This is a genomic window from Microcystis sp. M49636_WE2, from assembly GCF_030065375.1.
Lineage (GTDB): Bacteria > Cyanobacteriota > Cyanobacteriia > Cyanobacteriales > Microcystaceae > Microcystis > Microcystis aeruginosa_C.
The window spans coordinates 1-1,995 of the sequence record NZ_JASJFG010000677.1; the positions used below are offsets into that span (position 1 = coordinate 1).

Annotated in this window: 2 protein-coding genes; one reads left to right on the plus strand and one right to left on the minus strand. The window is 43.0% G+C overall.

Translation table 11 applies throughout. The annotated features are described in order from the left end of the window. A partial coding sequence (locus PX484_RS15595; protein ID WP_288104617.1) for a DUF760 domain-containing protein occupies window positions 1-285 on the plus strand: 285 nt, incomplete at its 5' end. Window positions 286-428: 143 nt separating this feature from the next. Here the strand turns inward: PX484_RS15595 and PX484_RS15600 are convergent. Next, a partial coding sequence (locus PX484_RS15600) for a DCC1-like thiol-disulfide oxidoreductase family protein (RefSeq protein ID WP_288104620.1) occupies window positions 429-1,995 on the minus strand: 1,567 nt, incomplete at its 5' end.

Consider the following 1,995-nt stretch of genomic DNA (forward strand, 5'->3'; position numbering starts at 1 on the left):
GAGAGTTTGTGGCAGTATGTCCAGACCTTAAGTCCCGAAACAATCGCCCAACTCTCGAAACCAGAATCCCAAGAGGTTTTCCAAGTGATGGAACGCAACATTATCGGACTTTTGGGCAACCTTCCTTCCGAACATTTCGGTGTCACTATCAGTACCAGTCGCGAACATCTGGGCCGGTTATTGGCCTCGGCAATGATGAGTGGTTACTTTCTCCGCAATGCTGAACAGAGAATGAATTTTGAAAGATCCCTCGCTACTCTCCAGAGCGGTTCTAGCGATTTTTGAAGTTGAGCGGTAGTTAGGTTAGTTGGAAAGGGAAAAAGAAGCAATCGGTAATCAGCTATCAGTTGTCCATTTTTAGTTGTCTTTTATTGCATTAGTTAGCCATATAACTTTTATCTGACTAATAACTGATAACTGATAACTGATTAAAGACAATTTTGCTGCCAGATTAGCTCTTTTTCGATTCCCTGTTTTTCTCCGGGGGGTACAGTTCTTTCCCGCATAATATAAAGTTGCAGGGATTTAATCTGTTGATCACTACTGTGCTGCTGATTCCAGTTTTGACAGAGATACTGACCAAACTCTCCATAAACTGACCGACCGATAGCTCGATTAAGATTAATAAAATATTGTCGCCACTGCATGGTTTTATACAAACGATTGCGATCGCTTTCCGTGGGTTTATCCCAAATTACCGGCTGTCCTTCTCTAAATATATCTACCGTGGAACCATCGGCTAATTGACTGACTGCCACAAACCAAGCATCATCCCGGGGCGGACCAGGAGCAAAAATAGTCCAATATTGGTCTAAACGGGTAACTCTTGCCAAAATATCAATTGTATTAAAAGTACGACGGGTGAGCAAGCGATCGAGGGATTGAACTAAAGGTGTATTTAAATCGCCCCTATCGACCGATTGCCGGACAAAACTGCGTAAATTCCAGATACTGGCCAAAAATAAGAAGAAAACTACCAAAACATTTAAAGGTAAAGAGGATTTAATCGTCAGGGGACGAAACTTGAGAGGTTTGGTGAAATTGCCCATAAAACGACGATGGGAGGCAATCCACTCATAAATTCTCGTTCCCAAGGCCATGAGGGGCGGTAAACGCAAAATTGGCGCTAAAAACCAGAAAATTGGCGAAAGACTGACAATATAAACCACTGCTGACCATTTAAACCGACGTTTTCCCTGCCAATCTTCCACCACCCAAGAATTTTGGGCTACCATATCCTCGTATATTGAGGGGTTATCCTGAGCGACTAACAGGGGAGTGCCTGGTAAAATAAGAAAAGTGCGGAGAAGATGAACAACTTTTTTGCAAAATCCACAATCTCGATCATAATTAATCCTTAAACCTTCTCTTTCTGGGTTTCTCATCCGTTTTTGTCCCCAATCCCAGACAAGACTAGGGATGATGGGCAACCAATGGGTAACACTCAAAAACGGGAAAATTCCCAGATGAAAACTGAGACCAAAACCGATATGTAAGAGAATAAACGAAAGAATAGCGACTATTTTAAAGAAACTATTGCGAAAGGGAATAAAAATTAGCAGTGGACCTACCCATTCAAAGATTAACGCTGAAAAGGTCAGGATTTTTAGTAATTCTGGCGGTAAAGATAGTAAGAAACCGGCAAAAGCAGTACCGTATTGATCGTAACTGAGAGAGTAATAAACAGCCGTACCATCGGGCCACCAAGTTTCACTTTTGGTTTTAAAGGCCGCTGACCACATATAGATGTAACACACCTGTATCATAAAAGCCACCGTGGCAGCCGAAACCACACGCTTGGGTAAGGGGTTGGGATTGGTGTTTAAGGCACTTTCCACGGAATAACAAGCACCGAGGGGTAAAAACATCGCCCAGAATAATACTGCCCGGATTACGTCATCGGCGGCAAATAGTAACAGGGGGTTGCGATGATGTAAAGAGACGATTAGCGCCCAAGTGGCGATCGTGGCTAAACGGGTATGATAGCCAATTAAA